A 25,351-nucleotide genomic window follows, 5' to 3' on the forward strand; every position below is an offset into this window, starting at 1 on the left:
TTACCCCACCAACTAGCTAATGCGCCGCAGGCCCATCCTCTAGTAGCAGATTGCTCCGCCTTTCATCCCTCGCCCATGAGGGTGAAGGAATTATCCGGTATTAGCTACCGTTTCCGGTAGTTATCCCAGTCTAGAGGGTAGGTTGCCTACGTGTTACTCACCCGTCCGCCGCTAAGCTTACCCCGAAGGATAAGCTCCGCTCGACTTGCATGTATTAGGCACGCCGCCAGCGTTCGTCCTGAGCCAGGATCAAACTCTCCAAATTGGTATTTAGAAAGAGCGATTGCTCATTTTGAAACTGACGATTCATTAAATGAATCTGATAAAAATTAACGCGTTCCATTTGTTCAGTTTTCAAAGAACTTGCTCCTAACATCTCAACACTTCGTGTCAAGCGCAGGAATTAGATCATATCATGTTCCGTTGTTTCTTGTCAACTTATTTCTTCTTCGCTCTTTCAATCAGCGTCGATGCCTCATAAGCACAAGAGATAATATATCATGCCGTCCTAATGTTTGCAAGCTTTTTTTATAAATAAATAAGGCGGCGTATATTTAGCATGGATAGGGCACAAATTGATTTCCATAGTACAATACTTATGGCTACAATAAGGCTAAATGAAAATCAGCAATAACCAATATCCATAACCATCTCGAAAGGAGATCCAATGAACGACAATTCCATTCCGGCCTCCCCACCAGTAATAAATGAAGAACAGCAGCGCCACCTGCAGCAGGCTACGATATACCGTATTTTATTAGCAGTCAGCTTTGTTCATTTATTTAATGACTCCATTCAAGCGCTCATTCCAGCAATGTTTCCTATCCTTAAGAACAATATGCTGCTCTCTTACGCTCAAGTGGGATGGATCGCTTTTGCCCTCAATATCACATCTTCCGTGATTCAGCCCGTTATCGGCTATGCCGCTGACCGCAAACCACGCCCTATATTGCTTCCGCTAGGGATGTGCTGCACCTTCGCCGGTGTATTTTTGCTGGCTTTTGCCGGTAATTATGCCTTGGTTATTTTTTCAGTTATGCTTGTCGGATTCGGATCAGCAGCGTTTCACCCCGAAGGGATGCGTGTTGCTCATATGGCTGCGGGACAGCGGAAGGGACTATCACAATCCATCTTTCAGGTTGGCGGCAACGCCGGACAGTCCTTGGGTCCGCTTTTGATGAAATGGGTATTCATTCCTTTCGGGCAGATGGGCGCGCTCGGGTTCACTGTCATCGCTGCAGCAGGTATTGCTGTTCAAACCTACGTAGCCAGATGGTACCGGAAAATGCTAAACGAAGGATACACCTTCCGTAAAAAGTCAGCTGCACGCACCATAGATCCTGCACGCAGCAAAAGTATTTTGACTGCCACTATCATTCTAGTCTTTCTCGTATTTGTTCGTTCCTGGTACGGCGCCTCTATCGGCGGTTACTATGCCTTCTACCTAATGAAGAACTATGGAATGACCATTGATCATGCTCAAATTTATATTTTTATGTACCTCGCTGCCGGGGCGGTTGGCACATTCTTTGGGGGGCCGCTTGCTGACCGCTTTGGACGGCGCAATCTAATACTGATCTCAATGGTGGGAACCGTCCCTTTTGCACTGGCGCTTCCTTTTGTAAGTCAAACCTGGGCGCTTGTTCTGCTGGTCATATCAGGTTTCATCCTGTTATCCAGCTTCTCCGTAACCGTAATTTATGCCCAAATGCTGTATCCGGGAAATATCGGGACGGTCTCAGGACTGATCACCGGACTTGCTTTCGGACTAGGCGGTATTGGTTCTGTTGTCATTGGTGCGCTCATTGACCGGATCGGTATCGGGACTGTATTTGTAGCATGTGGATTCCTGCCCCTGTTAGGCCTGCTTGCACTGCTGCTCCCCGGAGATCAAAAACTGGAGGAATGGGCAGCAGAGTAATAAACAACAAGTTGCACGTTCTTCAAACTATTGTGATGAGTCCATCCTTCTCCTTTGTTGAGAATGATGGGCTTTTTGATAAGCGTATGAACAAGCCTACCCTAAAGAGAATTATTCATTCGCTGAGTTATGCGGTACAATTAGTTAAAAGTTGAATGATTCACCACCGATCACGGGTTAGAGGAGGGACATCATTGAAAAAGGCACTGGCGGGGCTCCGCAAAGGGTATGGCAAAAAGCTTGTTTCCATTCACATGTGGAATGCATGGCTGGTATTGATTCTGGCCGTGAGCGGTTTAATGCTGGTTGGTGGTTTCTGGCGGGAGCTGCTTGGTGAGGGTCGGGTTTGGCTGAAGTGGGCTCATATTGCTTTTGGGCTGGTACTGCTTGTTCCGGTCCTCTACTATTTGCTGCTTGCGGCCAAGCATTGGAAAAGACTGTACGGAAAAAATTCGCAAAAGGCCAATGTTGTTTTTGTGATGGCTATGCTGACCGGCTGGATTGTATCCGGGATTGTCCTCTGGCAGTTCAGGCTTGCCGGACCGAGAGCGGCCAATGCGGCGCTGTTTGTTCATGATCTTCTCACCTGGGTGGGGCTTCCGGTCATGATCTACCACTCCATTACCAGGGTCAAATGGCTGAAAGAGCCCAAGAAGCGCTCCATTGTACCGGAAATGGCACCAGAAGGTGAGCCCCTGAATTATGGAGTTAAACAGAAACCGGCAGCTGTAAACGGACCTCAACCAGTGTATACGCGGCGGGGTTTTATTAAGGTGGCTGTCGGAGCAGGCCTCGCTATAACGCTCGGTCCAACCTTTGTACGTTGGATCGGCAAATCATTACAGCTTCCTGGAGCCGCCGAATATGCTGCAAGTAACGCCAATGCTCTGATTCCTGACCCTGTGCCGCTGGCGGATTCCGCGCCACCCATTGGAGGCGGAGCAGAAGGCAGTTTTCGAGTCTATACCGTAACAGATATCCCTTCCTTCGATAACAGCAATTGGTCATTTACCATCGATGGCCTCGTTGACAAGAAGTTCACTTGGAATTGGGATGAATTCGTCAAGCTGCAGCGTGAGGTGCAGGTCAGCGATTTTCACTGCGTCACGGGCTGGTCGGTCTATAAAAACACATGGGAGGGCCTCCCGCTCGCAAAGCTGCTCGACATGGCCGGAGTGCAGGAGCAGGCAGTAACGGTAAAGTTCTATTCCGGTGATGGTGTCTACACCGATTCGCTGATTCTGGACCAAGCGCGGATGAAGGATGTAATGGTTGCTGTGCTGCACGACGGCAAACCTATTCCGAACCAGCTTGGAGGCCCTGTACGTCTGGTGACTCCGCAAATGTATGCCTATAAATCAGTGAAGTGGCTGAACCGGATTGAGCTCATTTCAGAAGATCATGTCGGCTATTGGGAACAACGCGGATATGATAAGGATGCTTGGTTGCCTAGTGCGAAGCGGGTATAGACCTTTATCGCCCGGAGCCTGTATACGCCTTGTTCATCACGTTGGAAAATAAAGCAGCCGCCATCCCGCTGCCCGCGGTCATAAAGTTATCCTTGTCGGTATGGTCAAACCCCATCCATACAGCGGCTGTCCAAGCAGGGGTGTACCCGACGAACCAAAGGTCCCGGTTGGCCTTGCCGGTGACGCCTGGCAGATCAGCCTGGGTCGTTCCGGTCTTCCCGGCTACCGGGATGTTCATCCGTGCTTTTACACCTGTCCCTTTGTTCACTACGTCGCGAAGCATTGCAGTCATGTTTGCAGCAGTGAGCGGTGAGACAACCTGCTTTCTTTTAGATGCATACCTGTACAACATTTTACCCTGCGCATCTGATATGCTCCGAACGGTATGGGCTTCGTTAAAGGTTCCACCGCTTGCGAATACACTGTATGCCTGTGCCATTTTGAGAGGAGAGACACCTGTATGCAGCCCACCAAGCGCAATTGACAGATTATTATCTTCCTGCGGCAGCACTATCCCGAGCTTGGCTGCGAATGCACGGGCGTTCTCAACCCCCACCTGCTTCAGCAGCCAGACTGCCGGAGCATTAATAGATTGCTGTAGTGCCTGACTCATGCTTACCTGCCCCCGGTATATGCCATTATGATTATCAGGGCTGTAACTCCCATATCTCTGTTTCCGGTCAAGAAGAAGACTGTCCGGCATGAATTTTCCGCTCTCAAGCGCCGGACCGTAATCAATAACCGGTTTAAAAGCGGAGCCCGGCTGACGTGCATCAATAATTGCCCGATTAAGGCTGCCTATACTTGGATCACGTCCTCCGGTTAACGCCACTATCTCTCCATTATCATGGTTGATTATAACCATGGCTGCCTCCACTTGCTGCGTTTTCCCATCGGAGGGGAAGAAATCAGAATTGCGGAAAGTCTCTTCCAGCGCTAGCTGGGCACCGGGATTCATTCCCGTCACAATCGTGTAGCCGCCTGTCTGCAGTTCTGTCTCCGTCTTCCCGGTCAGCCGGGAGGCTTCTTTAAGCACGGTATTAATGTAGGAAGCCCCTGTTCCAGGAGAATACGCCTCTGTACCCGCTTCAGGCCTAATCTCCTGCTTCGCAGCAGCCACCATCTCCTCATGGGTAATCAATCCCCGCTGCTCCATGATCCGCAGAACAAGCTTTCTCCTCTCCACGGGACGTTCCCCCGCCGACTCAGGATTGTAAACAGAGGGGCCTTTTGGAATAGCCGCCAAAGCAGCAATTTGCCAGATTTCTAACTCCTTCATATACGTTTTGCCGAAATAATGCTCGGCCGCCGCCTTCACTCCATATTGTCCTTGGCCCATATAGATTTGGTTAAGGTAGTGCTGCAGTATCTCCTCTTTCGACAGCCGTTTCTCCAAAGCTATAGCAAGGGAAGCTTCATTCAGCTTTCGCAACAGATTTTTGTCTCTGTTCAGATATAGATTGCGGGCGAGTTGCTGAGTGATGCTGCTGCCTCCCTCAGCATTGTCCAGATACACCGCATTGTGCAATGCAGCCCGCAGAATTCCTGTATAATCCAGGCCCTGATGACTGTAATATCGGTGGTCTTCGACCGCCAAAAAGGTCTTGATTAGCAGTTCAGGCATCTCTTCCAGACGGGCCGACCTCCTATATCCTGATTCCGGCAATGGAATTCTGCGCAGCACGGTCCCATCGGAGGCAAGAATTATACTGGATTCCGCCAACTTCAACTTCTCTGGATGACGGTCTAATACAGCATCCCCGTATAGATGAACGTAGACTATAAGGGCCACCAGCAATAGGGCACAGGCTACCCCGATGTCAAAAGCAGTATAAAAAATGCGCAACAGTTTTCGCCTTGCCCGGGCGTCCAGTCGGCTCATGAGCGGACCATCAGGTTCTCCATGAACCTCTCCATGCCCATTGCCTCGCGTTTCGCCGCCTCTACCTGCAAAATCTGAATCTGCTCCCCTTCTCCAGTGGACGCTTCATTCAGCAATCGCATCAACGTTCTTGTTCTTAAAGTCAGTGCCATAAGCGCTTCATTTCCCAAAACCGGATCAGCCGAATTCTTCAGATTATAAGCGCAAGGACCTTGGTCCGCCGCTTTTTCCGGCCTGTTGATTTTATGTAAATGTCCCGCTAATTGGCCCAGCTCACCACCGCTGACCACCTTCAGCTCCCGGAAGGAACCAAAGGTAGACAATTCTTCGGAAGCCTGCAGCAGACTTTTGAGATCATCGGATATTTTTTGCGACCGAAGCAGAAAGATTACGGTGAAAACCGCCGTAAACATCAGTACGGCGAGTGGTATGCGGCCGATATGATTGATCAGCCAACGCAGGCTACGGACCCAATAGACCGCGGAAGCTGCAGTATAGCGGGAATACAGCAATGCAGCCAACGAGTATACAGCAGCAAGAGAAATACCGCTGAGCAGCGCAGTTCCCCCAAAAATGTACAGATAGCCGGAGCGTACCGTTTTGAATCTTTTCAAATTCTATCCCTCCAGTCACACAGGTGATAATCACCTCATGTCACACAGGATAACGGCTATTTCTTAAGATGCACCCGGCAAAGTTCTGAAGATTTTCTTAAGAAGGGTTCCGAGACAGCGGATACCGTGTGATAAAATCCGTCCGGTACATATCGCTTGCAGCCGAGATTACTCCCTGATGACGTTCAACAATTCCCTTCGCAATTGCCAAGCCCAGGCCGGAGCCACCGGTGTATTGAGAACGGGAGCGTTCAGCCCGGTAAAAGCGTTCGAAAATATGCGGGAGATCTCTTTCCGCGATCCGTTCACCAAAGTTACTGATCCGCACCACGGCTTCATCGCCTTCACGGGCCAGACCGATCTCTATCTTTTTACCATCCCGTCCATATCTGATCGCATTCGCAATCAGATTCTCATAGGCGCGCAGCAATTCATAAGGAGCTGCATCGATCCACAAGGATTCAGTCTCATCCACCATTTCGTAGATCATCCCTGCCCGAGTAAGCTCTGGAACCGCCTCTTCTGCCAACTGGCGCATAAAGGCTTTTAAATCCAGACGTTCTGGCACGAGTGGCAGTCCTCCGTTGTTAACACGTGTATATTCAAACAAATCATCAATGAGTTTTCGCAGCACCTGTGCTTTCTGATAGGCGATGTCTACATAATAGCGCAATTCGGTTTCTTCCCGGCATCGGTCCTGCTCGATATATTCAAGATAGCCGAGTATTGAAGTCAGCGGGGTGCGCAAATCATGGGATACACCTGTAATGAGCTCATTTTTGGCTTCGACAGCCTTGCGTTCTTCCAGAAGGGATTGCTGCAGACGTTCAGACATGATATTGATGTTCTCCGCCAGCATCCCCAGCTCATCCGCAGTTCTAATCTCAATCCGATGCGATTCTCCAAGCTTTGTAATTTGCTGGATACCGCGTGTGATTTCCTCCAGATATGAGACTATTTTTCGTGTGAAGATAAAAAAGAAGAACAAAAAGCTAAGAATTCCTGCAGCAGTCATCACAGGTACGGAACCAATATGATTAATGACCCATCTCAGTAACTGTGAATACGCCGCCGACGGGGGAGAAGGGTTCAAATAGAGCAGGGCATTCACCAACCGGTATCCACCCAGCAGTAGAATGGCACCAGATAAAACGCTCAACATAAACGCCCAGATGAATTTCCAACGGATTGTACTTATATATTTCGCATTCAACGTCTCTCACCTCAAGCTTTCAGGACGGCCCGTCCAGTTTGTATCCGATCCCCCACACGGTTTGTATGTAACGAGGGTGCTTAGGATCCAATTCAATTTTTTCACGGATATTACGAATATGCACCATCACTGTATTGCCGCCATCCAGAAATGGATCAGGCCAGATATTCGTATAAATCTGCTCCATACTGAGCACCTGCCCTTGATGCTTTGCCAGCAGTTCCAATATAGAAAATTCCCGGGGTGTCAGCTTCACCTTCCGGTTATCTACACTGACCTCGTGCTTAGCAATATCTATAACCAAATCTTCGAAAATGAGTTCATTCTCGCTGCCCCTTGCCGGAGCATCCTTGTTGAATCGATGGTAGCGGCGTAATTGTGATTTAGCCCGTGCCACGATCTCCAGCGGATTGAACGGCTTTCCGACATAATCATCAGCCCCTATGCTCAGCCCGAGAATTTTGTCCATATCCGTATTTTTGGCAGAGAGCATAATAATCGGCATGTTTTTCTCCTCCCGGATTTTCATACAAGCCGCAATTCCGTCCAATCTGGGCATCATTACATCCATAATAACTAGATCTACTGTTTCTTCTCTGAGATGTTTCAGTGCCTCCACTCCGTCAAAGGCTTTAAGCAGCCGGTATCCTTCATTCCGGAAATAAATGTCAAGCAGTTCTACAATTTCTTTCTCATCATCCACAAGCAGGATCGTTTCTTGTATCACAGGCAAGTATCCTTTCTAATCCATAAATAGCCTTCTCTCTATTTTATATTATAAATGGATATGGCAAAAAGCCCTGTATTCGATGTTATCGAACCAGGACTTTGTGAATGCATCTGTTTTGTTGTCTGCGTCTAACTCTCCAATAGCCGAAGCAGCTCTTCCTCATCCTCGATCACTTGAATACCCAGCTGCTGAGCCTTGGCCAGCTTGCTGCCTGCCTTTTCGCCGGCGATGACGAGATCGGTTTTTTTGGAGACACTGCCGGATACCTTGGCGCCTAGCGCCTCCAGGCGCTCCGCTGCTTCTTCCCGGGTAAGCTTCTGCAGCGAGCCTGTGAGTACTACTGTTTTGCCGCTGAAGAAAGAATTGGTATTCACTTGGCGTGGAGCCTCAGGCGCCTTTGCCTCTACACCGAGTGTAAGCATACGGTCAATACTGGTGACTACAAAGGGATCCGCGAAAAAGCTCACAATGCTCTCGGCTACAATGCCTCCAATGTCAGGGAGTCCGGACAATTCCTCGGCGGTTGCATTCATGACTGCTTCCAGGCTGCGGTAGTGATCGGCTAACATTTTGGTGGTTGCTTTGCCAGTGTTCGGAATACCGAGGGCAAACAGGAAAGACGCTAGGTCCCGCCCTTTGCTCTCTTCCAGCGCCTTAAGGAGGTTATCGGCTTTCTTCTCCCCAAAACGTTCCAATTTCACAAGCTGCTCGAAGGTCAGCTCATATAAGTCAGCTGGTTCCCGCACATCCAGTTCCTCATGCAACTGCCCGGCCGTCTTGTCACTGAAAGTCTCGATATCCATTGCGTCCCGGGAAGCAAAATGGGTGATCCGCCCGATGATCTGCGGCTTGCAATTCAGCTTGTTATTGCAGAAGAGGTGCGCGCCGCGCATTTCCAGCGGGAAACCGCAGGCCGGACAATTCTCAGGGAAAATAATCTCCCCGCCGTCACTCTCTTCTGTTACCTTGCCAAGAATCTCGGGAATGACATCATTCGAGCGGCGGATGAACACACGTGTACCCAGGGCGTGCTTGAGATTCTTGCGTTCGATATCACCAACGTTGTTCAAGGTGCAGTTCTGGACGGTTACTCCTGCCAGCTCCACTGCTTCCACCCGTGCCAGCGGGGTGACCTTGCCGGTGCGGCCCACGTTCCAGCTGACCGATTCCAGGATCGTTGTGGTTTCTTCCGCCTCGAACTTATAAGCCACCGCCCAGCGCGGGAATTTATCGGTGTACCCGAGTACCTCACGGATGCGGAAATCAGTTACCTTGATAACTGCTCCATCAATCAGATAGTCTAGACCGGAACGGGTCTCTTCAATTTCTGCCAGTTGTTCGGTAACATCGTCAAAATGATCAAAATAGGTAAGGTATGGGTTGACCTTAAAACGGTTGTTCCTCAGAAAATCCATCATTTCCTGATGGTCTGTGAACTGTACACCCTCCGCATAGCCTACATTATAGAAGTAAGCGTTCAACCGGCGGTCGGCGGTTGTCTTAGGGTTGAGGTTGCGCAGCGCTCCCGCTGCCCCGTTACGGGCATTCTTGAGCGGCTCAGCGGCTCTTGTATTATAGTCCGCCAGCACAGAAAGATTCATAATCCCTTCGCCCTGCACTTCAATGAGACCTTCCTTAAATGGAATCGTCATTGGGACCGATTTGATGGTTTTTACCTGGGCAAGAATGCCTTCTCCGGTCACACCATTGCCGCGTGTGGCTGCCTGAACCAGCACCCCGTCACGATAGGTCAGATTAAGCGTTAAGCCGTCAAATTTCAGTTCTACCGCATAGCAGGGCGCAGGAAGAGGGGTTTCAGGGTTTTTGGCGTTATAATCATTCACCAGCTTCAGCACCCGAGTATTCCAGCTGCGAAGCTGTTCGATATTCTGCGCCTTATCCAGACTCCATAGCGGTGCCAGATGCCTGTGGGGTGTGAACCCTTTGAGCAGTTCTCCCCCCACACGCTGAGTAGGAGAATGAGGCAGCACGATGCCGCTCTCTGCTTCAAGGGCTACAAGCTTATCGTAAAGAACATCATACTCTTTGTCGCTGATCTGCGGCGCATCCAGAGTATAGTAATGATAGTTATATTGATTCAGCTCAGCTACGAGCTCCTCCATAGTGTGCATAGCATCCATCGGGGGACATCCCTCCATCAAATTGTTTCCTACGGTTAGCGTGGTCCAAAAACACAGTCGTTAATCGCAGCCGAATTATTCGACTTTGGTGATCGGCGCAAAGCCGGCCAGGAGCCGCTTCACACCCACCGGCGCCGGAAAAGCAATCTGCAGCTCCGTATCATTGCCGCTGCCCTTCACCGACACAACGGTGCCGATGCCCCATTTGCCGTGAGAGACCTTGTCGCCGGCCTTGAATTCGCCGGGCGCCGATGCCCCTGGAGCGCGCTGCGCGCCTCCGGAGGTCACGGTCACGCGGCTCGTACCGGTCGCCGCGGACGCTGTGCTGCCGCCGAAGCCGGCGTTCCCGCCTCCTGCCGGCGCATTCCCGGCAGCGCCGCTGCGGCTGCCGAAGTTCCCCCGGCTGCCTCCGCCAAAGCCTCGGCCCCCATAAGCACCGCCAACCTCCGCGCCGCGCCGGAAGCGGTCCGAAGCCCCTCCTGTATCTTCCTTCAGCTCCTCCGGAATCTCCTCCAGGAAGCGCGACGGCGCATTGGCCGTCGTACGGCCGAACAACGTGCGCATCCGTGCACAGCTGAGGAACAGCTGCTTCTCCGCACGGGTAATCCCTACATACGCCAGACGCCGCTCTTCTTCCAGTTCGTCATTGTCCTGGAAGGCACGGCTGTGCGGGAATACGCCCTCTTCCATCCCGATAATAAAGACAGTCGGGAACTCTAGCCCCTTGGCGCTGTGCATGGTCATCAGCACTACAGCGTCACTGCGTTCCTCCTCATCGTTCACGCTGTCAATGTCTGCGATCAGCGCCAGGTCAGTAAGGAACGAGACCAGTGACTTGTCTTCATTATTTTTCTCGAATTCCATGGTTACGGACAGGAATTCGTCGATATTTTCCAGACGGGAGCGGGATTCCAGGGTGTTCTCATTCTGCAGCTCCAAGCGGTACTGCGATAGCTCCAGAATCTTCTCCGTCAGCTCCGTCACCGACAGGAATTCCACCATCCGGTGCAGCGCCTCGATCATATCGTAAAACTCTACCAGTGTATTGCGCGTCCGTCCGGCGAAGCCGAGATCATCCACCGTCTGCAGCGCCCGGAAGATAGAGACACCTTGAGATGCAGCGGCGGCAGCCAGCTTACCCACCGTTGTATCCCCGAGTCCCCGCTTCGGAACATTGATAATCCGCGTTAGGCTGATATCGTCATCTGGATTGGACAGCAGCCGCAGATAGGCCAGCAGATCCTTAATTTCTTTGCGGTCATAGAACTTGATCCCCCCGACAATCTGATAGGGAATATCCGATTTGATCAGAATTTCTTCTATTACGCGTGATTGCGCATTGGTACGGTACAAGATCGCGTGATTTTGATACGCCTGTCCCTCCTTGACATTTTTACTGATTTCTCCCGTGACGAAATAGCCTTCGTCATGCTCGGAGTCGCCGCGGAACACTTTGATCTTCGCGCCTTCCGCAGAATCCGTCCACAGCTTCTTGGGCTTGCGTCCCGTATTCAGTGCAATTACACCATTGGCCGCATTTAGAATGTTCGAGGTAGAGCGGTAGTTCTGTTCCAGCATAATCGTCTTGGCTTCGGGATAGTCCTCTTCAAAATTCAGGATATTCGTAATATCCGCCCCACGCCAGCGGTAAATCGACTGGTCACTGTCGCCGACAACACAAATGCGGTGATGGCTGTCCGCCAGCATCCGGCAGAGCATATATTGCGCCCTGTTCGTATCCTGATACTCATCGACATGGATATACTTGAATTTCTTCTGGTAGAAATCCAGCACCTCAGGCACTTCCTTGAACAATTCGATCGTCTTCATAATCAGATCATCGAAATCCAGCGAGTTATTGGCTCTCAGGCGCTTCTGGTACATGGTATATACCTTGGCCACGAGACCTTCCAAATAATCGCCGATTTTCTGCTCATATTGTGCCGGTGTGATGAGTTCATTCTTAGCGGTGCTGATCATCGACTGGACAGCCTTGGGCTCGAACTTCTTCGTGTCGATATTCAAATCCTTCATGCAGTTGCGGATAACAGACAGCTGGTCGGTTGAATCCAGAATGGAAAAATTAGAGGTGAATCCAATCCGTTCAATATCCTTGCGCAGAATCCGCACACTCATCGAGTGAAAAGTGGAGACCCAAATATCCCGGCCTTCCGGCCCTACCAGCTTGGAGACACGTTCTTGCATCTCCCGGGCGGCCTTATTAGTAAAGGTAATCGCCAGAATCGCCCAAGGCGGCGCTTTACGGTTCGCAATCAGCCAGGCAATGCGGTGGGTAAGCACGCGCGTCTTGCCGCTTCCTGCTCCGGCCATAATGAGCAAGGGACCTTCCGTGGTTTCTACTGCCTGACGCTGCGGAGGATTAAGCCGGCTTACGGCATCCTGTATGTTAACAAGTTGCATGTGTGACATGCTCCTTTCTCAATATCATAAATTAAGAAAACGGCTTCACCGTTCTTCTATGTTGTACAGTCAATCTGCGGTGTTCTCTTAACCGCCTGTACAGTGAGCAGCGCCTGCTGCACATCCTGGTAGATGATATTACCGACCACTACTGTATCACATAGGGCTGCAGCTTGTTCAGCTTCAGTTTCACAGGTAATTCCGCCCCCATAAAAAAGTTGACTATGCTCCACCGTCTCTCTTACGGTTCGCACCGTCCCCATATTGCCAAATGTACCGCTATATTCCAGATAAACGATTGGTAGGCTCATCAGCTTGTCCGCAATCTGTGCGTAAGCAGCCGCACCTTCTTCACTCAGCGAGCTGTCCGCTCCTGTAAGACGGGCCACGGAAGAGTCCCCATTCAGCACAATATATCCTTCTGCAAGGAAATGCTCCCACGGAATGAAGCTTCCGTAACGCTCAATTGCCCGGCGGTGATGGCCCAATATCCAGTCTGGTTCCGGACTGTTCAGCACCATTGGAATCAAATACAGATCAAAACCCGGCACAGCCGCTTCAAGATCTGAAATTTCAAGGGCACAAGGCAATTCGAATTGACGCACACGGGCGAGAAGAGCAGCCGTGTTCTCATAAGTAACCCCGGTAGAACCGCCGATTAGGATCGCGTCCGTTCCCGATAAACAAACTGCAGCGAGTTCAGCCTCTCCAAGTTCACGGTCCGGATCCAGCTTAAACACATGCCGCCACAGCTGAATCGTTTGCCTCATTTCATTCATCTTCGTCCATCCTCTTTATTCAACCGATTGATTAGGTGCGATTTATATGCTTGTTTTTCATGCCAAAAACACTTCCGCTACCGCAAAAGCTGTATCTCTAGTCTATGCCAGCACTAAGGGGGGTGTCAATTTAAAGAGCGGAAAAATGCGAACATTTTTTCGCCTTTTTCCGCTCCTTAACGTAGTCCATTGAACTGCCTCAAATCTTCTTCAGAAACAAAGTCCGTGTAGAACCCGTCCACACCCATGCGAGACAGCTTTACAATCTCCGCTTCGTCATTAAGGGTCTGCACATAGATTCGGGCTCCGGCCTTTTTCAGTTTTTTTACAAAGCTCCTGGTGACCCGGGTGGTTGGCATCGTGATATCCACACCGCTCTCTTTTACAAAATCAATCACCTGCTCATTACTGTCCTGCGATTGATAAAGAGTATACAGTACCTCAGGGAATACATGCACCCTATGGATTACATCCAGCATGTCCTGGCTGTAAATTTGCGGAACGATCCGTTCCAGAAGGGGGGGATCACGGCGTCCGGCAGCCTCGGTAAGCAGTGTAAACTGCTGTGTTACCAGCTCCGGCTTGATCTCCTTCGTATCCGTAACGATGAAGGCATCAGGGTAAGACTGCATGAGATCAAGAATTCCCTCCATATCCAGCGGTCAATAGATATTCAGAATAGGGCTGTCCATAAACTGGGCATAATTCAGCACGGTGCCTTGTTTGGCAGCAGGCAATATCGTTTGCTGGCCGAGCAGCTTGCTCATATTATGCGTCCACTCATGACGGGCGACCAGTTGCTCATCGGTCGTTAGGAGTAAATCGGCCTCGAAGATACGGCTTCCCTGCTCGTAATTAGCAGCAAAGGCTTCAAGGGTGTTTGTATACGTATGGCCGTTAATCCCACCCATGGCGTGGGCAACAATACGGTGAGATGCAAAGCCAGTTGCCAGCTCTTTATCCGGGTCACCCAGTGTAATCACTAGCACAGAGATCAAAGCGAAAATCATAACGGCTGTGGCAATACCTTTTGTCTTTTTCATAGATGTGGTTTCCTTTGCAACAGTTGGAGTAAAAAAAGAAGAAACGGATATGTCTTCCTCAGCATCAAGGATGGCACCCGTTTCAACAGATCAATCTATTTAGCTGTTATAAGTTCAGTAAGCATTTTTGAAGCCATTGCGAATGGTCTTGATAATAATCCGGATATCGAACAGCAGCGACCAATTCTCGATATAAAAAATATCATGCTTGATCCGGTCTTCAATGGAGGTATCCCCACGGAGGCCGTTGCTCTGTGCCCAGCCGGTAATTCCCGGACGTACATGATGCTTGACCATATATTTCGGGATTTCCCCGCGGAACTGCTCTACAAAGAAGGGACGCTCCGGCCGCGGTCCTACCACACTCATCTGGCCAAGCAGCACGTTGAAAAATTGTGGCAGCTCATCCAGACTGGTCTTCCGGATAAAGGTTCCGAACCGGGTGCGGCGTGGATCAACCGGAGTACTCCAGCCTGTATCTTCCTCCCCATCCTCCTGCATCTTCATCGAGCGGAACTTGTACATCATGAAATTGCGCCGGTTCAGTCCTACCCGTTCCTGTTTGAAAATAACCGGACCCGGGGAAGTTAGACGCACGCCGAGCGCCACAATGAGCAGCACTGGCGACATCATAATAATGGCGAACAGCGAGAAAAGGACATCAAAGGCACGTTTGGCCAGCTTGTTGCCGGTCATATCCAGCGGAATGTCACGCACATTAATCATCGGCATTCCGGCAAAGTTATCAAAGTACGGACGGGCGGGCAAATAATCGAAGAAATCGGGAATAATCAGCGTCCGTACTCCGGCCTTCTCGCAAGCGGCGATAATTGCCGGATATTTAGAATGGGCATCCAGTGGAAGGGCAAGAATCACTTCGTCGACCGGCAGCATTTCCAGCATCCCGGGCAATTCATCCACTGTCCCCAAAATCGGCTTGTAGCGTTCCCCTTCAATGCCATCCCATGTGTGGTAGTCATCCAGAAAGCCGATGGTCTCATACCCGAGCTCTGGATACTGCACCAAGTTGTTGTAGAATCTTTTACCCAAAGTACCAGCCCCAAGAATCAGGACGAACTGACGGTTGAAGCCTTTTTCACGGAGGGACTTCAGCATCTTCTTCAGCACATAGCGGTACAGCATGATGGACAGCACATTAAAACCCATATAGATCGCAAGGTATTGCCGGGATACGTCAATTTCCTTCAAAAAGAACATTAAGCCGAGCAGCATAAAGATGGCCATGATATGCACTTGAAAAATCTTGAGGAACTCGTCGACAAAACGTTTTTTGCGCTTCGGCTGATACAAGGCAAGCACAATCCCGATCAGCACGGCAATTCCGCCGTAAATAAAGCTCCAATACGCATAAGACTCTATAGGCAGGGTCTCGGAGTATTCCAGCCAGCCGCTTCTGAACTTAAGCCACCAAGCGGCCAGAAATGCCAGCTGGATCACCATAAAGTCGGCAAAGATATACAGCTGTGTTAAAAACCTCTGATTACGGCGTATCATAATCTCACCTCAGCATTCGATTCCGTTCTTGAACCTGATTCTCCAGAGCCTGTAAGGGTCTGCGCCGGTGAAGGCACGGACCGGGGACGGATCAGAGCATTACGCACAAGCGAAAGCATGAACTTCACACCCACTCCAGCATAGACCGCTCCATTAATCATACTGTTGTACCGCTTGCTATAATGCTTACGGTGAAATAAAAACATCGCTCTATGAAACTCATAGACGATCTTGAACGGTCTGCGCCGCGCGCTGCCACCCTTCAAATGGACAATGGAGGTCTGCGGATAATAATAAATCCCCCAGCCGGCCTCTTTGATCCGGAAGCACCAATCTAAATCCTCACCATACATGAAAAAATCCTCGTCCAGCCCGCCCACCTGATCAATTGTCTTCCGCCGCAACAGCATGAACGCCCCGACCAGACAATCTACAGGATAGTCCTGATCAGGATCAAGATAACCCAACTGATAACCATTAAATCTCGGACGGTCCGGGAACAGCTTGCTGAAGCCAAATGCATAATAGAAGGAAGCGGATGGAGTAGGAAACCCCCGCTTACAGGCTTTATCCAATGAACCATCCGGCAAAATCACCTTGCAGCCCGAAGCTCCGAGATCCGGCCGGCTGTCCATAAAGGAGACCATAGTCTCCAGGGTATCCCTCCGCACAACCGTATCCGAATTCAGCAGCAGCACATACCGGCCTGAAGCAACTTCCATCCCCTGATTATTGGCACGGGCAAACCCGACATTCTCTGAATTGGCGATCAGCATCACACCGGGAAATTCCTGGCTGATCCTCTCTACCGAATCATCCCGGGAGTTATTGTCTATTAGAATAATTTCATAGAAAAATTTAGTTTCCGAATCATACACCGACCTCAGACAATCCATCGTCAGGCGGCATGTGTTGTAATTTAGGACGATGATACTGACATCTACACTCAATGCTGGTACGCTCCTGACAAATATAGTAATCTATCGACAATCATTATAACACAAAAACCTCCCTGATAGGCTCGACCTGATTAGGAGGTTTTAGCAAATTGTACCACATATACAAAAGAGATTACGGGGTATATTAGGAGTTCCTGCAGTTCTCGCTTCTCAATCTTTTAACTTTGGCCTGAATATACTTGCGTTTTTGCTTGAGAGTATTCCATTCTGCAAAAAATAAGCTCCAGGCTTGGATTAGCTTCGGTTCCTTAAGCAGCATATACCCGTGTGCCGCAAGCTCGTAGGGCAAAGCATAGAGGAACGTAGAAAACAGCTTGCGGGCGGGTTCGTTTTTATAGATCATTTTGTAGCGGTTAATATAGGATATTCTCCGGATGAACATTGGTTTGCTGTCACGTCCCGATGTTTTCCAGCCCCGTTCGTGGTGACCGATCGCTTCCGCATCATAATAGGCTAACCAGCCGAAGAGTCCAGCCCGCCAAGCCACATCCACATCTTCCTTATAAGCAAAGAAATCAGCATCAAAAAACTCACCATCTATACTGATATCCTCAATCATCCGCCGGGAATACATTGCAGCCGCACCAGACACACCAAACACCATCCCAGGCTCCAGCCAGTTCGCTGCTGGCTCTCCCGCTCCACGGTCAAAAGCACGCCGCGCCTTGTTCATCCGCAGTCCCGTGCTGTCTACAAGAGAGTGGTCCGCTTTTAGTAAAAGCTTGCCGGTAGCACTGCCGATCTTCGGGTTGGCTTCCATCCGCTTGATGAGTCTGGATACATAATCCGGCGCCAGCGTAAGATCCGGATTCAGAACCAAAACATAGTCTGTATTGGTGGCAGCAATGGCCTGGTTATGGGCGGGGGCGAAGCCGGTGTTGATGTGGTTTTCCATGAGAAGGAGTGAAGGCACTCTTGTGTCCACCTTCAAGGTGCCCTCAGCCCCTGCTTCCTGCTGCTCGGCTGGATGGGCCTTCGACTCGATTATATGGCTGAACTCTTTCACCTTATCCTTGCAACAGTCCGCCGAAGCATTGTCTACTACCACAATCTGTTCAATGGGATAGTCCTGGGCGATAACTGCCTTCAGACAATCCATAATGTCATCTGCGCTGTTATAGGTAACAATATGTATGCTGACTGTTTTGTTGTTCATATTATTATTGATTTTGTTGTTCATAAGAGTCCTCGAATTCTAGTTTTTATAACAGGTAAGCAAGCTGACCCAAAAGCTGAATCAGCTACACTCAATTATACCGAAAACAAGAATGGGCGGCTAAGAAAAAAACTCCCAACCCGCCGTTGCGGTTCAGGAGTCCCTATCAAATTATTTTAGCTCGTGCAAAAAGTCCCTCAGCCCTTGACGCCATGGCTGTATATCCTGAAACCCGTTCGTGCGAATGGATAGATGCTCCATCACTGAATAGGCCGGACGCGGTGCTGGACGTGGAAATTGCTCGGTTGTGCAGGGTTCCAGTTTTGCAGTGAATTTCAATCCAAGGATATCCTCCGCTTCAGCGAAGATCGCCTGCGTGAACTCATACCAGGTACAGAACTCACTATTTGAGGCGTGGTAGACACCATACTTCTCAGTCTGTATAAGCTCCAGCAAGAAGTTGGCCAGATCCACCGTATAGGTCGGTGAGCCCACTTGGTCGTGTACTACCTGTAGTAACGGTTTTTCCTGCCCCAGCTTGAGCATGGTTTTCACAAAATTATTGCCATATTTGCCATATACCCAGGAAGTACGCACGATGAAGAACTTCGTGGATAACGATTGCACCAGGATTTCTCCAGCCCGCTTCGATTTGCCATAGATGCTGTGCGGATCGGTATTATCATATTCATGGTACGGCTGTGTCCCCATGCCATCAAAAACATAATCCGTGCTGATGCATACCATCTTCGCTCCCACCTTCTCCGCAGCAAGCGCTACATTACGGCTTCCAGTGGCATTAATCATGTAAGCAGCATCGATGTCAGTCTCAGCGGCATCTACCGCTGTATGTGCAGCACAATGAATGACAGCATCCGGTGCAAATCCGCCGATGATCTCCACGCATTGATCCAGGTCGGTAATGTCCATCTCCTGACGGTCGCAGCCCAGAACCTCATGACCTTGCGCCTGCAGCAACAGCACCAAATCCTGACCCAACTGTCCAGCTGAGCCTGTAACAAGCACCTTCATCTTCGGCATTACAGAGAATCCCCCAGACGACTACCGTACTGTAGTGCGGCATATTTCTGGTATTCCCCAGATTGAATACGGGTCCACCATTCCTGATTATTCAGATACCACTGTATCGTTTCCTTAATTCCTGTCTCAAAGGTGTGCTTCGGCTTCCAGCCCAGTTCATTGGTAATCTTGGTTGGGTCAATGCCGTAGCGGCGGTCATGGCCTGGACGATCCTGAACATAAGTGATCAGCGAATCCGGTTTGCCCAGCTCCTGCAGCACCGTATTTACTATATGCACATTCGTACGCTCATTGTTCCCGCCAATATTGTACACTTCGCCATTCACACCTTCATGAATAACTAGATCAATCGCACTGCAATGATCCTCAACATATAGCCAGTCACGGATATTCATTCCATCGCCATACACCGGCAACGCCTGATCGGCCAGTGCACGTGAAATCATCAGTGGGATCAGCTTCTCTGGGAACTGGTACGGTCCGTAGTTGTTGGAGCAGCGAGTGATATTTACCGGCAAGCCAAACGTCTCATGATAAGCACGCACCAATAAATCCCCGCCTGCCTTGCTTGCGGAATAAGGACTGTTCGGAGTCAGAGGCGTTTCTTCAGTAAATAGACCAGTTGCACCAAGTGTTCCGTATACTTCATCCGTAGATACCTGAACAAACTTGGACACGCTATATTTTTTTGCCGCATCCAAGAGCACTTGAGTCCCCAATACATTCGTCTTCACAAATACATCCGGCTCCAAAATACTCCGGTCCACATGCGATTCCGCTGCAAAGTTGACTACAACGTCAACGCCTTGGCTGAAAAGCGCGTCCATTGCCTGAACATCCGTAATGTCTGCTTTTACGAAGGTGTAATTCGGGTTGCCTTCAATTGACTTCAGATTCTCCAAATTTCCCGCGTACGTCAAAGCGTCTACATTTACAATTTTATATTCCGGGTGCTGCTGCAGCATATATATTACAAAATTGCTGCCGATAAAGCCGGCTCCACCGGTAACGAGCAGTTTCATGTGTGTACCCACCTTTTTCCTAAAAGTGATGTTTTATGAGCCGTTTCCGTCCCGGAAGCGATTATTCACAATAAGTATTAATCAAAAGTTCAGCTCCGCATCCTTTAATAACGGATGACGCTGGTCTTTATCCGACAGCACAGGAGCAGACGTCGGCCAATCAATGCCAAGCGCCGGATCACTCCATAATATGCCGCGGTCATTCTCAGGGGAATAATATTCGTCCACTTTGTATAAGACTTGGGTGTTCGGCACGAGCGTGCAGAAGCCATGAGCAAAGCCTTTTGGCACCAGCAGCTGGCGCTTGTTATATTCACTGAGGATAACACCAACCCATTGGCCGAATGTTGGAGAGTTACGACGGATATCAACGATTACGTCATAAATAGCCCCGGTGAGCACACGAATCAGTTTCGTCTGTGCCTTCGGATTCAACTGGTAATGCAAGCCTCGGAGTACACCAACCTCTGCTGAGAGGGATTGATTGTCTTGGATGAAATGTTCTTGAATACCGATTCCATGCATGATTTGTTCATTGTAACTTTCCATGAAATAGCCCCGACTATCCCCGTGTATAATTGGCTCTAATATATTCGCACCCTGTAATCTTAGAGGAGTGACTTTCATAACTAATAGTTCCTCCCTATATCTATATTTTCAATTTCCCAAATGCCTCTCCAAACAACAAGTTCTGAGACAGTTCATTAGCACGTGCCAAAGATGCGTGAGTCCCAGCATCTGTCCACCAACCCTGAAGAATATCAAATGTAAGTTCATTCTGTTTAATATATGCATTATTTACATCCGTAATCTCCAATTCTCCTCTGTTTGAGGGTTTTAGAGTCTTAACTATATCAAACACCTTATGGTCAAACATATAAATTCCCGTTACTGCATAGTTAGATTTCGGTTGTTCCGGCTTTTCTTCAATTGAAACAATTTGTTGTCCTTTAAGCTCAGGTACTCCGAACCGTTTAGGGTCTTGAACTTCTTGGATGAGGATCTTGGCACCATTCTTCTGATCCTGAAAGTTACTTACATATTGAGTAATATCATCTTCAAACACATTATCTCCAAGTATAACGACCATTTGATCTTCACCAACAAAATGTTCAGCTAAATCAAGTGCTTGTGCGATACCACCAGCTTCATCCTGAACCTTATATGTAAAACAAACACCCATATCTCGCCCGCTGCCAAGTAAGTTTACTACATCTCCCATGTGCTCCTTGCCTGTAACGATAAGAATGTCATTAATCCCTGCTTGTTTAAGTTTGAAAACAGAATGGAAAATCATTGGATATTTACCAACGGGGAGTAAATGTTTATTAGTAACTTTGGTTAAAGGGAAAAGGCGTGAGCCTGTACCACCTGCTAAAATTATGCCCTTCATTATCTTACCTCCATTATTTATTTACTTTTTATAATAAGCTTAGAAAGTGCATAGGTAATTGGAATTGTTACTACAATAACAATTAAAGGTACAATACCAGTAGACAAATGTACACGCTCTACTAAAACATACAACATAAATATATTAACTAAATACTGTATAAAATACACAATAGGGAACTTAAGAAATTTTTTGAATGAAACTTTTTCTTTGAATACAAACACTGTATTTAAGTAGTAGGAAAGAAATATTCCTGAAACATAAGAAATTGTATAAGACAAAGAATAATTAAAGAATAATAGCAGCAGTAAATACATTAAATATGTTGCTAAGGTATTAATCCCCCCACTTATTACAAATTTTAAGAATTCTTTATTCAAAAGTTTGGTCAACAACGTAGGACGGCCGCTCTCTGCTTTCATCTAAAATCCTCCACAGATATTCACCTATAATACCCAGCATAATCATAATAATTCCCAATAAAAAAGTAATTAAAGCAATAATTGTTGTCCAGCCTTGAAGCTCAATAAACCCGGATAAAGTACCAATTATTACAAAAACCCCATATAAAAAACTTAAAATCGCAGTTATGACACCTATAAAAGACATAAAACGGATAGGGGAATATGAGAAGCTTACAAAAGAATCAATAAAAAGCTTAATTTTTTTTGAAAGCGTCCACCTGGATTTGCCTAGTTTTCTTTCCTGTCTTACATAAGGGATTTGTACTTGATCATGCCCCAACCAATATATAAGACTCATAATATTAGTATTTTTCTCCTGGATATGGACTACTTCATTAACAACTTGTCTATCTATTAACAAAAAGTCAAATCCGCCCTTTGGATATCCCTTTAAAGCAAATTTCTCTAGCAAATAATAATAAGTATTAGAAAACATTTTTTGTGAGAATGATTCTTCCCTATCTTCTCTTGTAGCAAGAACAATCTTTTTACCTAATTTCCAATGTTCTATCATCTCCTTAAACATTTCAGGAGGGTCTTGTAAATCGGCTGCAATGATACCTACACAATCACCAGTAGTATATCTTAATCCTGCCTGTATAGCAGACATTGAACCAAAATTACGGCTCAACTTAATGACTTTAATCCGCGGATCTTGCTGCTTCGCTTCCATCAACATCGAAAATGAATTATCCTTCGAACCATCATCTACAAATACAAACTCAAAATCACAATTCGTTATAATATTTTCTAAGTTCTGCAATCGAGGGATAGTATGTGGAATGTTCAATTCGTTATAGTATACAGGTACAACAATCGATAATTTAATTCGGTCTATACTCATTTACAACCTCCACAATTCTTTTCACATCATCCATATCCATTACAGGACTTATTGGAAGGCTCAGAATTTCTGAATGGATTTTTTCGGAAATAGGGAAAACTAGGTCATTCCATTCTTTATATGCTTTTTGTTTATGAGGAGGAATAGGATAGTGAATCATTGTCTGAATTCCATTATCGGTCATATAATCAATAAAATGACTTCTTAACGAAGTTCTGACAACGAAAACATGCCAAACATGTGATAACGGTCCTTCTTCGACGCTTGGTAATACAATGTGTTCATTATTGATACTATTTAAATAATAGGTTGCTATCTTTCTTCTATACTCATTATCTTGATCTAGATATTTTAATTTCATACTCAATATAGGAGCCTGAAATTCATCTAATCTGCTATTATATCCTTTAAAGAGATTTTCGTATTTCTTTTGTGACCCATAGTTCCTTAAGGCGTGAAGATCTTTATACAAGTTTTCATCATTTGTCGTAATTGCTCCGGCATCTCCTAAGGCACCCAGGTTTTTACCCGGATAGAAGCTAAATGCTGCGGCGTCTCCTAAATCTCCAACTTTTCGATCAGCATAAACAGCACCGTGAGCTTGAGCACAATCTTCGATTATCTTCAAATTATATTTTTCTGCAATATTCTTAATTGGTCCCATATTACATACCTGACCATAAAGATGAACCACTAAAATCGCTTTAGTATTAGGAGTAATACTTTCCTCTATCTTGTCAGGATCCAAATTATATGTCAGTAAGTTAGGCTCTACTAACACAGGTGTAGCCCCATTTGCAGATATTGATAATATGGATGCGATATAAGTATTAGAGGGCACTATCACTTCATCACCGGGGCCAATATTGTAGGATCTCATAATTAATTCTAAAGCATCTAATCCATTCGCTACTCCCAGAGCAAACTTAGTCCCGCAATAATCAGCAAATTCAGCTTCAAAAGTTTTGACTTCCTCACCCAAAATGTACCATCCGGAATTCAGAACTTTATGAACGCAATCTAATATCGCTTCTTCATGACGCAAATTAATTTTTTTCAGATCAAGGAAAGGGATCATATTAGCCCACCTATTCTATTTCAAGTAGTTTATTGTTTTCAATAATATTCCCGTCTTTCAAAAGATACTGTTTACCACATGCTGAACAGGAAAATTGAGTACTCAATTTCTCTCCACAGTTACATATATACCCTTTAAACTTTGCCGGATTGCCATACCAAAGTGTGTTATTAGGGATATTTTTAGTTACAAGTGAACCCGCCCCTACCATGGCATATTTACCAATAGTGTTGCCTGCGATTATAGTTGCATTTGCACCTATCGAAACCCATTCTTCAAGGACAGTTTTTAGGAATATACTTGGGTACTGCTTGGAACGGGGTCTTAGATCATTAGTAAAAGTAACATTGGGTCCAATGAAAACATTGTCTTGTATTCTAACACCGTCCCAAATATACACACCAGATTTAACCGTAACGTTACTTCCTATAATTACATCATTTTCAACAAAAGTATGGTCATTCACGTTACAATTCTCACCTAGAACGGCCCCCGGTAAAATATGAGCAAATGCCCAAATACGAGTATTTGCGCCAATATTCTCTGATTCCACAATGGCTTGTGGATGACTAAAATATTTTCTCATTCATCTACACCTTCCAATATTATTAATCCGAAGTTTTATTATTTCACACTATGAGACTTTATTATTTTCTTACTCCTAGTAGTAATTATGCCAATCAATGCGCTACACACCAAGCAGAATATTGGAAACAATATCTTCCCTGAATTAATCGTCAGTAATCCTATTTTTTGTCCATAGTAGATAAATAAAGAATGATATAGAAATACATAAAGAGAATTACTACCAATTAATTCTATTGGTGTGAAAATTAATGAGAGTCGTTTGAATCTTTTTTCAGCAATTTGAAAAATAAAAAATAAAATCGCCGCTATTATAAGTGTATAGACTAACGTGCTTTTATTAGGAGGGTTGGCCCAACTCTTGTCTAACAAATGAGTATTTAAGTATACGAACAATGCAAACAATGAAGCTACCAGCCCAAATACAAGTCCCTTTATATCAGATTGAAATATTCGCTTTAGAAAACTAGGCGGATTGGTTGAGAGTAATTGCAGAAAAATCCCTAGACAAAAACAGAATAAATATGATCCACCTAGAATTCTGCTAGCTCCTCCGTAGTAATTCGCAACATTTGTGAAGTGAGTTAAATAAAAACTCATCAAATAAATAAATAATAAACCCAATATCTGTTGATAAAATTTATGTCCTTGAAATAATTTATAAAGTAGCGGGGAAACGACTATTAGTTGGAGGAAAAATAAAACAAAGTAAAAAGGAGCTGCACCATTGAACATTATAACCTGATTTTTAAAAGTATTAAAATCAAAATGAAACTTATTCCAATACAAATGATAAACCAAAGTTGCAACCAAATATGGGACAACAATTGGAGCTACCCTTTTATAAATATACGATTTAATTGGTAACCTCGTTCTTCCTATAGATATTGATGAGGTAAATCCAGCCAAAATGATAAATAATGTGACTGAGTAAATCGTTAAACTATGAATAAAAGTATTTAAATAGACCAACCCGTATAAATGATCAAAAACAACCGCAAGCATAGCTGCACCCTTTAAAAAGTTGATCCACCTTATCTGCACGTTTGACCTCTCCTCTTTCTAAAACAAAATAACTGAA

General features: G+C 46.8%; 23 protein-coding genes and 1 rRNA gene. 2 read left to right on the plus strand and 22 right to left on the minus strand.

The window, feature by feature from the left end; translation table 11 throughout:
* Positions 1–265 (minus strand): 16S ribosomal RNA (locus tag A3844_RS26075); the annotation flags it as partial.
* A gap of 402 nt (positions 266–667) precedes the next feature.
* On the opposite strand from A3844_RS26075, the gene A3844_RS26080 reads away from it, so the two are divergent.
* Together A3844_RS26080 and A3844_RS26085 are read left to right on the plus strand one after the other, a co-directional pair.
* Positions 668–1,921, plus strand: a complete 1,254-nt coding sequence (locus tag A3844_RS26080; RefSeq protein ID WP_143192163.1) for an MFS transporter — start codon at positions 668–670, stop codon at positions 1,919–1,921.
* Between the two features lie 194 nt (positions 1,922–2,115).
* The gene (locus A3844_RS26085; RefSeq protein ID WP_074108948.1) at positions 2,116–3,390 is read left to right on the plus strand and encodes a molybdopterin-dependent oxidoreductase; all 1,275 of its coding nucleotides are present in this window, start codon (positions 2,116–2,118) and stop codon (positions 3,388–3,390) included.
* Between the two features lie 4 nt (positions 3,391–3,394).
* On the opposite strand, the gene A3844_RS26090 is transcribed toward A3844_RS26085, so the two are convergent.
* The 21 genes from A3844_RS26090 to A3844_RS26185 all read right to left on the minus strand — a co-directional run bounded on the left by A3844_RS26090 (position 3,395) and on the right by A3844_RS26185 (position 25,314).
* Positions 3,395–5,236, minus strand: a complete 1,842-nt coding sequence (locus A3844_RS26090; protein WP_244169857.1) for a transglycosylase domain-containing protein — start codon at positions 5,234–5,236, stop codon at positions 3,395–3,397.
* A 32-nt stretch (positions 5,237–5,268) separates the two neighbouring features.
* Complete coding sequence (locus A3844_RS26095) at positions 5,269–5,886, minus strand: hypothetical protein (protein ID WP_074108952.1); 618 nt, start codon at positions 5,884–5,886, stop codon at positions 5,269–5,271.
* A 97-nt stretch (positions 5,887–5,983) separates the two neighbouring features.
* The gene (locus A3844_RS26100) at positions 5,984–7,099 is read right to left on the minus strand and encodes a sensor histidine kinase (protein WP_143192164.1); all 1,116 of its coding nucleotides are present in this window, start codon (positions 7,097–7,099) and stop codon (positions 5,984–5,986) included.
* Between the two features lie 19 nt (positions 7,100–7,118).
* Positions 7,119–7,826 (minus strand): response regulator transcription factor, encoded by a 708-nt coding sequence (locus A3844_RS26105; RefSeq protein WP_083607025.1) that lies wholly within the window; start codon positions 7,824–7,826, stop codon positions 7,119–7,121.
* Positions 7,827–7,957: 131 nt separating this feature from the next.
* A complete protein-coding gene (gene ligA / locus A3844_RS26110; RefSeq protein ID WP_074103725.1) occupies positions 7,958–9,970 on the minus strand; it encodes an NAD-dependent DNA ligase LigA in 2,013 nt (670 codons plus the stop codon).
* 75 nt (positions 9,971–10,045) lie between these two features.
* A complete protein-coding gene (pcrA, locus tag A3844_RS26115; protein WP_074108954.1) occupies positions 10,046–12,391 on the minus strand; it encodes a DNA helicase PcrA in 2,346 nt (781 codons plus the stop codon).
* Positions 12,392–12,447: 56 nt separating this feature from the next.
* The gene (gene pcrB, locus A3844_RS26120) at positions 12,448–13,161 is read right to left on the minus strand and encodes a heptaprenylglyceryl phosphate synthase (protein WP_074108982.1); all 714 of its coding nucleotides are present in this window, start codon (positions 13,159–13,161) and stop codon (positions 12,448–12,450) included.
* A 185-nt stretch (positions 13,162–13,346) separates the two neighbouring features.
* Positions 13,347–13,802, minus strand: a complete 456-nt coding sequence (locus A3844_RS32065; protein WP_167374740.1) for a glycerophosphodiester phosphodiesterase family protein — start codon at positions 13,800–13,802, stop codon at positions 13,347–13,349.
* Positions 13,803–13,832: 30 nt separating this feature from the next.
* Positions 13,833–14,213 (minus strand): glycerophosphodiester phosphodiesterase family protein, encoded by a 381-nt coding sequence (locus A3844_RS32070; protein ID WP_083607027.1) that lies wholly within the window; start codon positions 14,211–14,213, stop codon positions 13,833–13,835.
* A gap of 114 nt (positions 14,214–14,327) precedes the next feature.
* Positions 14,328–15,728 carry an undecaprenyl-phosphate glucose phosphotransferase gene (locus A3844_RS26130; protein ID WP_074087206.1) on the minus strand — a complete coding sequence of 467 codons (1,401 nt, stop codon included), beginning with the start codon at positions 15,726–15,728 and terminating at the stop codon, positions 14,328–14,330.
* Positions 15,725–16,624, minus strand: coding sequence for a glycosyltransferase family 2 protein (locus tag A3844_RS26135; RefSeq protein ID WP_244169858.1), 900 nt, complete (start codon positions 16,622–16,624; stop codon positions 15,725–15,727). The genes A3844_RS26130 and A3844_RS26135 overlap by 4 nt, the downstream gene beginning before the upstream one ends.
* Before the next feature lie 187 nt (positions 16,625–16,811).
* On the minus strand, positions 16,812–17,867 hold the full coding sequence (locus tag A3844_RS26140) for a glycosyltransferase family 2 protein (RefSeq protein ID WP_167374741.1): 1,056 nt from the start codon (positions 17,865–17,867) through the stop codon (positions 16,812–16,814).
* Between the two features lie 147 nt (positions 17,868–18,014).
* Complete coding sequence (gene rfbD / locus A3844_RS26145; RefSeq protein ID WP_074108987.1) at positions 18,015–18,875, minus strand: dTDP-4-dehydrorhamnose reductase; 861 nt, start codon at positions 18,873–18,875, stop codon at positions 18,015–18,017.
* A gap of 8 nt (positions 18,876–18,883) precedes the next feature.
* The gene (gene rfbB, locus A3844_RS26150; protein WP_074108957.1) at positions 18,884–19,906 is read right to left on the minus strand and encodes a dTDP-glucose 4,6-dehydratase; all 1,023 of its coding nucleotides are present in this window, start codon (positions 19,904–19,906) and stop codon (positions 18,884–18,886) included.
* 81 nt (positions 19,907–19,987) lie between these two features.
* Positions 19,988–20,533 carry a dTDP-4-dehydrorhamnose 3,5-epimerase gene (gene rfbC, locus A3844_RS26155; RefSeq protein ID WP_074108959.1) on the minus strand — a complete coding sequence of 182 codons (546 nt, stop codon included), beginning with the start codon at positions 20,531–20,533 and terminating at the stop codon, positions 19,988–19,990.
* Between the two features lie 22 nt (positions 20,534–20,555).
* Positions 20,556–21,299, minus strand: a complete 744-nt coding sequence (locus tag A3844_RS26160; protein ID WP_074108961.1) for a sugar phosphate nucleotidyltransferase — start codon at positions 21,297–21,299, stop codon at positions 20,556–20,558.
* Between the two features lie 17 nt (positions 21,300–21,316).
* On the minus strand, positions 21,317–21,721 hold the full coding sequence (locus tag A3844_RS26165) for a GtrA family protein (protein ID WP_074108963.1): 405 nt from the start codon (positions 21,719–21,721) through the stop codon (positions 21,317–21,319).
* A complete protein-coding gene (locus A3844_RS26170; protein ID WP_074108965.1) occupies positions 21,672–22,607 on the minus strand; it encodes a glycosyltransferase family 2 protein in 936 nt (311 codons plus the stop codon). Before A3844_RS26170 ends, A3844_RS26165 begins: the two co-directional genes overlap by 50 nt.
* On the minus strand, positions 22,588–23,685 hold the full coding sequence (locus tag A3844_RS26175; RefSeq protein ID WP_074108967.1) for a DegT/DnrJ/EryC1/StrS family aminotransferase: 1,098 nt from the start codon (positions 23,683–23,685) through the stop codon (positions 22,588–22,590). The genes A3844_RS26170 and A3844_RS26175 overlap by 20 nt, the downstream gene beginning before the upstream one ends.
* A 10-nt stretch (positions 23,686–23,695) precedes the next feature.
* Positions 23,696–24,271 carry an acyltransferase gene (locus tag A3844_RS26180; RefSeq protein WP_074108969.1) on the minus strand — a complete coding sequence of 192 codons (576 nt, stop codon included), beginning with the start codon at positions 24,269–24,271 and terminating at the stop codon, positions 23,696–23,698.
* Between the two features lie 38 nt (positions 24,272–24,309).
* Positions 24,310–25,314, minus strand: a complete 1,005-nt coding sequence (locus A3844_RS26185; RefSeq protein WP_074108971.1) for an acyltransferase family protein — start codon at positions 25,312–25,314, stop codon at positions 24,310–24,312.
* Positions 25,315–25,351: the final 37 nt, after the last annotated feature.

Source organism: Paenibacillus helianthi, from assembly GCF_001909055.1.
GTDB lineage: Bacteria > Bacillota > Bacilli > Paenibacillales > Paenibacillaceae > Paenibacillus_AQ > Paenibacillus_AQ helianthi.